Origin of the sequence: Paenibacillus sp. 2RAB27, assembly GCF_052115445.1 — a bacterium.
Lineage (GTDB): Bacteria > Bacillota > Bacilli > Paenibacillales > NBRC-103111 > Paenibacillus_E.
In genome coordinates, this window is record NZ_JBFRGR010000076.1 from 1 (window position 1) to 6,276 (window position 6,276).

The 6,276-nt window shown below is 44.1% G+C and carries 8 protein-coding genes, 7 tRNA genes and 2 rRNA genes; 16 read left to right on the forward strand and 1 reads right to left on the reverse strand.

The window, feature by feature from the left end; all coding sequences use genetic code 11:
• The first annotated feature begins 30 nt into the window (after positions 1 to 30).
• The 12 genes from rrf (at position 31) to AB4114_RS35375 (ending at position 3,290) form a co-directional block, all read left to right on the forward strand.
• Positions 31 to 147, forward strand: a 5S ribosomal RNA gene (gene rrf / locus AB4114_RS35320).
• Positions 148 to 231: 84 nt separating this feature from the next.
• Positions 232 to 313: transfer RNA gene (locus AB4114_RS35325), tRNA-Tyr, on the forward strand.
• A gap of 12 nt (positions 314 to 325) precedes the next feature.
• Positions 326 to 399 (forward strand) — tRNA-Trp (locus tag AB4114_RS35330).
• Positions 400 to 409: 10 nt separating this feature from the next.
• Positions 410 to 484: transfer RNA gene (locus AB4114_RS35335), tRNA-Gln, on the forward strand.
• 16 nt (positions 485 to 500) lie between these two features.
• Positions 501 to 576 (forward strand) — tRNA-Lys (locus tag AB4114_RS35340).
• 74 nt (positions 577 to 650) lie between these two features.
• Positions 651 to 730: transfer RNA gene (locus tag AB4114_RS35345), tRNA-Leu, on the forward strand.
• A gap of 42 nt (positions 731 to 772) precedes the next feature.
• Positions 773 to 844, forward strand: a tRNA-Gly gene (locus AB4114_RS35350).
• Positions 845 to 853: 9 nt separating this feature from the next.
• Positions 854 to 927, forward strand: a tRNA-Pro gene (locus AB4114_RS35355).
• Positions 928 to 1,094: 167 nt separating this feature from the next.
• A complete protein-coding gene (locus AB4114_RS35360) occupies positions 1,095 to 1,517 on the forward strand; it encodes a VOC family protein (protein ID WP_441992611.1) in 423 nt (140 codons plus the stop codon).
• 28 nt (positions 1,518 to 1,545) lie between these two features.
• Entirely contained in the window at positions 1,546 to 2,136 is a 591-nt protein-coding gene (locus AB4114_RS35365; RefSeq protein ID WP_441992612.1) for a thioredoxin family protein, read from the forward strand.
• 198 nt (positions 2,137 to 2,334) lie between these two features.
• Positions 2,335 to 3,000 (forward strand): thiaminase II, encoded by a 666-nt coding sequence (gene tenA, locus AB4114_RS35370; RefSeq protein WP_441992613.1) that lies wholly within the window; start codon positions 2,335 to 2,337, stop codon positions 2,998 to 3,000.
• Positions 3,001 to 3,104: 104 nt separating this feature from the next.
• The gene (locus tag AB4114_RS35375) at positions 3,105 to 3,290 is read left to right on the forward strand and encodes a hypothetical protein (RefSeq protein ID WP_171637073.1); all 186 of its coding nucleotides are present in this window, start codon (positions 3,105 to 3,107) and stop codon (positions 3,288 to 3,290) included.
• Between the two features lie 89 nt (positions 3,291 to 3,379).
• On the opposite strand, the gene AB4114_RS35380 is transcribed toward AB4114_RS35375, so the two are convergent.
• A complete protein-coding gene (locus AB4114_RS35380) occupies positions 3,380 to 3,769 on the reverse strand; it encodes a helix-turn-helix domain-containing protein (RefSeq protein ID WP_173121619.1) in 390 nt (129 codons plus the stop codon).
• Between the two features lie 185 nt (positions 3,770 to 3,954).
• Here AB4114_RS35380 and AB4114_RS35385 point away from each other — a divergent pair, with 185 nt between their 5' ends.
• From AB4114_RS35385 to AB4114_RS35400, 4 genes are all read left to right on the forward strand, one after another.
• The gene (locus tag AB4114_RS35385) at positions 3,955 to 4,398 is read left to right on the forward strand and encodes a HEAT repeat domain-containing protein (RefSeq protein WP_441992614.1); all 444 of its coding nucleotides are present in this window, start codon (positions 3,955 to 3,957) and stop codon (positions 4,396 to 4,398) included.
• A 25-nt stretch (positions 4,399 to 4,423) separates the two neighbouring features.
• Positions 4,424 to 4,612, forward strand: a complete 189-nt coding sequence (locus AB4114_RS35390) for a DUF3934 family protein (protein WP_441992615.1) — start codon at positions 4,424 to 4,426, stop codon at positions 4,610 to 4,612.
• A 130-nt stretch (positions 4,613 to 4,742) separates the two neighbouring features.
• A complete protein-coding gene (locus tag AB4114_RS35395; RefSeq protein WP_441992616.1) occupies positions 4,743 to 5,810 on the forward strand; it encodes an FUSC family protein in 1,068 nt (355 codons plus the stop codon).
• Positions 5,811 to 6,151: 341 nt separating this feature from the next.
• Positions 6,152 to 6,276 (forward strand): 16S ribosomal RNA (locus AB4114_RS35400); the annotation flags it as partial.

Below are 6,276 nucleotides of genomic sequence, written 5' to 3' on the forward strand. Positions count from 1 at the left end.
TTTTCAAGGCGCAAACAAACGCTTTGACTGTTTGGTGATGATGGCGGAAGGGATCCACGCGTTCCCATCTCGAACACGACCGTTAAGCCTTCCAGCGTCGATGGTACTTGAACCGCAGGGTTCTGGGAGAGTAGAACGTTGCCAAGCAGATACCTAATAGAGGGATCTTTAATCGATGATTAAAGTCTCTCTGCATGGGTATTTTTTTTGTCTAGTAAGATTTGCCTTTATGGAGGCTTAGTGAAGTGGCTAAACACGGCAGACTGTAAATCTGCTCTCTTCGAGTTCGGTGGTTCGAATCCATCAGCCTCCATATACCTTATTTAGGGGCATAGTTTAAGGGTAGAACAAAGGTCTCCAAAACCTTTGGTGTGGGTTCAATTCCTGCTGCCCCTGCCAATAAGTTCAATGGGGATTAGCCAAGCGGTAAGGCAACGGACTTTGACTCCGTCATGCCAAGGTTCAAATCCTTGATCCCCAGCCATTTTTACACAACGTATGAGTCATTAGCTCAGTTGGTAGAGCACCTGACTTTTAATCAGGGTGTCGTAGGTTCGAATCCTACATGACTCACCACTTTACCCCAAAAAGTGAAGTGATAGCTTCGAAGGGAATTCCGAGTACTTTTCGGGGACCCCATCATCAATCATGCGCGTATGGCGGAATTGGCAGACGCACTAGACTTAGGATCTAGCGGGCGACCGTGGGGGTTCAAGTCCCTCTACGCGCATCATCGTCCCTAGGTTACATCATGCAGCTTAGGGATCCCTATGCGGAAGTGGCTCAGCGGTAGAGCATCGCCTTGCCAAGGCGAGGGTCGCGGGTTCGATCCCCGTCTTCCGCTTTTTACCTTCGGGACGTAGCTCAGCTTGGTAGAGCACCTGCTTTGGGAGCAGGGGGTCGCATGTTCAAATCGTGTCGTCCCGATATCAACCACAGTTCTTCATCAAGCGATGAAGGATTGTGGTTTTTTGTTTTGATCTAGAGTTACCCCTGGTTACTTAGTTACCTCGATGTAACTCATTTTCTAACCACGCCTGTTCGAGTATACTGGAATTGAAGTAAAAGTGAGAAATCTAAGGAGGCTAAAGTAAGTGGGTACGAATGCAAAAATAGGTGGCGGCGGTTTTCATCACGTTGCACTCAGAGCGAATGATTTTGACGCAACAGTCAAGTTTTATACAGAAGGTCTAGGATTTGAAGAGAAGAATAAATGGGGCGAAGGGAATAAGCGCGCGGTCCTGTTAGACTCTGGCGATGGGAATTATATGGAAGTTTTTGCTGGAGGAACAGGTGAGCAAATTCCAGAAGGCTATTTCTTTCACGTTGCTTTACGCAGTAATGATGTAGATGGAGCAGTTGCAGCAGCAGTTGCTGCCGGAGCTATCGTGACGGTAGAACCGAAAGACGTGATCTTAGGCGTGAACCCGCCAACACCTGTGCGTATTGCTTTTATCAAAGGACTAAACGGTGAAATCATTGAGTTTTTCCAAAGTACTGGGGAGAACCAACTATAACCTATCAGGGATGAAAGGGGCATGGAACATGGCTTATACCTTTACTTTATCGCTCGGAGATGAAGCGCCTGATTTTTCATTACCAGCTACGGATGGACAGACATACGCGTTGAAGGATTTCAGCGATGTGAAAACGCTCGTTATTTTTTTCACTTGCAACCATTGCCCTTATGTGATCGGTTCTAATGAAGTAACACGCGAAACTGCTAATCGGTATAAAGATAAGGGTGTACAGTTCGTTGGGATCAACGCCAACAGCGTGAACACCAGGCCAGAAGATTCCTTTGATCATATGGTATCGCACATGGAGGAACATGAATATCCATGGACGTATCTGAGAGACGAAACCCAAGAAACGGCATTAGCCTATGGTGCACTAAGAACGCCGCATTTTTATGTTTTTGATGAAAATCGCAGATTAGTTTACACGGGACGTGGCGTTGATAACCCTAAGGATGCGTCAAAAATAATCACAATCAATAATTTAGATATCGCGTTAGATGAGCTGACCTCTGGTCAAGCGATTACATTACCGATGACGAACCCACTTGGCTGTAATGTAAAATGGGATGGTAAGGATGCGCATTGGATGCCTGCTGATGCATGTGACTTGGTATAGCTCACTTCTGCTCGTGTACATATCTCAGAAAATAGAAAGCAATGAGCCTCCATATCGTGGAGGTTCATTTTTTGCATTCGAGCTATTCATTACTAGTAATTAAGTTAAAATACGGTAAAATAGTAGAGTTCACCAAATCTACTAACCGTAACTCATTTATCTATTCCTTATACAATTACATGCCAAAGGAGACCCATAATGTCTTTTACACAGCACTTAGTCCAGAAATATCAGCACGAATGGCGCCAAACCCAGCAGCATCCCTTTGTTCAAGAATTAGGCCGAGGAACCCTAGACCGTAATAAATTCAGGTTCTACTTGATTCAAGACTATTTATATTTAATTGATTACGCCAAATTGTTTGCATTAGGAGCCATAAAGGCTCCAGATCTTACTACGATGAGTGAATTCTCAGCGTCTTTAAGTAACATTTTGCATGAAGAAATGGGCATTCATCGTTCCTACGCTGCTCGCTTCGGTATCACCAAAGAAGAATTGGAGCAGGCAGAACCTTCACCAATTACACTCGCTTATTCGCATTATATGTTGCATGTAGCACAGAATGGTGGATTAGCGGAGTTAACAGCAGCATTGCTCCCTTGTATGTGGAGTTACTGGGAAATCGGCCGTATGTTGAAGGAGTTCCCAGGTGCAGTGGATCATCCTGACTATGGTGAATGGGTGAGAGGATACAGCTCAGAGGAGTTCAGTAAACATGCACAATGGTGCATACATTTAATGGATCGACTAGCCTTAGGGAAATCGGAAAGTGAATTAGCGCGATTAGAAACTATTTTTTTGAATACGACTCGCTACGAAACGTTGTTCTGGGAAATGTCGTACCAACAACAGATGTGGCTGTAATTTCTGACACAAGTGCCAATGAAACGCATTCATAAGAGTCAATAGAACGAATATACATATACGGAAATCATCAAAAGTTGGTTATCAACTGGGAGGTGTTTCGTATGATTTATTGGATTTTGGCTGTGATTGTTGTGGTCGTTGGTGCGCTGGTCATCATGAGTGTAAGAAGAAGTAAATCCAAAGCGCCTGCTGAAGTGAAAACGCACAAGCCCTGCTCTTACTGCAACGAGGAAATCGCTATTGATGCGCCAGTGTGTAAGTATTGTAGGGGGGTTGTAGTGAGTTAAGTTCATTAGGAATTCCGGCTAAAAAGGGGAAAAGAAAAGCAACGAGTATTCGCTGTTTGCGAGCTGCTCGTTGTTTTTTTGTATTTGCGTTAGTCTTTCTTGCTTCGTCTACTAGCTTCCTTAGCATCTAACGTTCCTAGGAAATCACTCGCCGTCCTGACAATATATTGAACTTCATCAAGCCCACGTTCCATAAGCATGCTTTTGTGAATATCGATAATCAATTTCTTTTCATGGATGCCATCTACACCGTCAAGTTTTTGAAAATTAAACAACTCGCTCGGGTCTATGTCTAACGCATTCATTAGTGTTTCTAACGTGGTCAATGAAATGTTCCTTTGGCCTCGTTCAATATCCGAAATATGCGATTTGCTCATACCGACTTTGCCTGTTTTTTCAGCAAGCTGATCCTGTGTGTATCCCTTAAGCTTTCTAATCATACGTAATCGCTCACCAACGAGCCTTAGGAAATCGGACATCTCATTCACCTCAAGTTGAGGTTATTGAATTCGAACCCAAAAAGAGATACCTATATATGGTGATTTAATGCTAATAATCCTGTATAAATGGTACTTCCATAAACTAAACATACCAAAAAGTTGGCGCTCTGCCCAAAAAAAGTGTAACATCTAACACATATAGCCACAGAAGGAGCTTGAATCAGTTGAATATTGAATTACACAATGAGTTACCTACCGATTTTGAAGAGTTGAAAAAAGCAGCGAACCGCACATCCAATTGGAGGGAGCGTCTGTCTGCTGTTGAAGCATTAGGTGAACATGGCGATCAACAATCGGTTCATATTCTTAAACGTCTAATGACCAATGATGCCGTGTATGCGATACAGGAGACAGCTTACCGTAAGCTCAAACTTTTAGGTGAGGATGTGCAACTGCCCCCTCGCAGAAAAGGCGACTTAATTAAAGGCGTAGGTAAAATTTTACTTCGCATCAAGAAGAGCTTGCCAGAAGGTCATACGTATGAGGCTTTCAAGGAAAAGCTGCAGAAAATGAGAAGTGATGTTTATGACACTTACGAAGGTGACAAAGGCTCTGATTTCGATCAATGGCTAGAATCGACATGGTCGGGTTTATTAACTAATAAATAAGAAGCAACACGTATGGAGTGAGTTTATGGCTAAGGGTAAAGGTGGAACAGGTAGAGGTACTGACAGCAAAGGCTGGAACCGGTGGAAAGCAAGTGAGAACCGGGCGAAGAGTGCCCCGAAACCCTACAAGAGTAAAGGTTTGAAAGCCGCTGCAATCGCGGCCAAGGCTGCGGGGACTTCAAGTACTGCGGGTACCAAAAGCACCAAAGCTTAGCATATTGCTGAGCAACGAACCACCTTCGGCATCTTGCTGGGGGTGGTTTCTTTGTTGAATCAACTGTTTTTGCATCCATCACATGACCTGTGTAAGATAGATGTAGGATATTTTGGGTGAGGTGAGAGTCATGGTATTTGGGGCGCGCGTGTGGAAAACAGGCATCGCTGTTGCATTAGCATTATACATAAGTGCTTGGCTCGAATTCACGCCACCAGTCATTGCGGCGGTTGCGGCGATCTTTGCGATGCAGCCCTCGATTTATCGCTCCTGGCGTTATTTCTTAGAGCAGCTGCAGACCAATATTATTGGCGCGGCTTTCGCGCTGTTGGCGGGGATGTTTTTTTCGCAAAATGTGATTGCCATCGGCATTGTATGTATTATTGTTATCATTTTAAGTTTACGTTTGCGGATGGAAGAAACGATAGGTCTTACCTTAGTAACCGTTGTGGCGGTGATGGAGGCGTCGGGGGAGTGGCGTTTTGCGGTTAATCGGCTATTGCTTAGCTTGATCGGGATCGGATGTGCCTTCGTGGTGAATGTTCTATTCTTCCCACCTAAGCCTAAGGAACAATTCGCAGCGCAGATCGGATCTATTTTCAGCAAAATGTCACTGCTCCTTCGCACGGTGATTTCGAATGAGATTAAGGAAACGGTGTTTCGTGAAGAGAAGGAAAGTCTTCGTAATAGCCTAAAGTCATTATCTGAGAAGTATAGACTTATGGAAGAAGAAATTAAGAAGATGAAGGGCAGCGGCTCCAAAAGGATCCGTGAACTCGTCGTGTACAAGCAGAAGCTGCTTGTCATGTCCAAAGGGCTTGAGGTATTGGAAGCTGTAGATGAGCATTATTTTCAGGCTTCCCCAAGCGCGGAAACGGATGTATGTTTTGACGATCATATGGAGAAATTGATTAAGTACCACGAGCATGTACTCCTGAAGTACGATGATAAGCTGAAAGATACGAGCTCGGATAGTTTGGAAATTGAAGCGGAGAACGAACAGTTTATGATCGATCTCCTTGCAAGGTACAGCGAACAACCAAGCGGTATGCTTCGACTCTCCATTGTGGCTGCAGCCATGTATGATTATGGTCATCAGATCGCGCGTTTGGATAAGCTTGTGGAGCATGATCATCGAGGGGAGACGGAAGAGAGGGAACCTCTTGAAATTTTGCTCAAAAGTATTCGACTGAAATAGTTCAGATTAAGTTTGCATTACGAAATGGTTTGTGCTATATTATGTTTCTTGCTCCGAACAGGACAGGCATGAACAAGCACAAACCATGGAGTCTGAATGTGTTGAGTATCTTCACGAATGGATGAAATAAAATAAAGCTTGCAAATGAAAAACCAATATGGTATATTACTTCTCGCTGCTTCGGTAACACGGCAGTTTGCGAAAGAAATTGATCTTTGAAAACTGAACAATGAGTGAGTAAGCACAGTCGAGTAATCGACTATAAAAGAGATTGCAAAATCTCGCTAGCTTCAAATGAGCAAKTMAGCTTTCAKATATACGGACAAGCAATTGTCCAAACTATTATGGAGAGTTTGATCCTGGCTCAGGACGAACGCTGGCGGCGTGCCTAATACATGCAAGTCGAGCGGGTTTATCCTTCGGGATAAGCTAGCGGCGGACGGGTGAGTAACACGTAGGTAACCTG

Coding starts and splice junctions, on each gene's coding strand:
- AB4114_RS35375 (WP_171637073.1), top strand. CDS start 3,105: ATGATTTATTGGATTTTGGCTGTGATTGTTGTGGTCGTTGGTGCGCTG.
- AB4114_RS35365 (WP_441992612.1), top strand. CDS start 1,546: ATGGCTTATACCTTTACTTTATCGCTCGGAGATGAAGCGCCTGATTTT.
- AB4114_RS35395 (WP_441992616.1), top strand. CDS start 4,743: ATGGTATTTGGGGCGCGCGTGTGGAAAACAGGCATCGCTGTTGCATTA.
- tenA (WP_441992613.1), top strand. CDS start 2,335: ATGTCTTTTACACAGCACTTAGTCCAGAAATATCAGCACGAATGGCGC.
- AB4114_RS35380 (WP_173121619.1), bottom strand. CDS start 3,769: ATGTCCGATTTCCTAAGGCTCGTTGGTGAGCGATTACGTATGATTAGA.
- AB4114_RS35390 (WP_441992615.1), top strand. CDS start 4,424: ATGGCTAAGGGTAAAGGTGGAACAGGTAGAGGTACTGACAGCAAAGGC.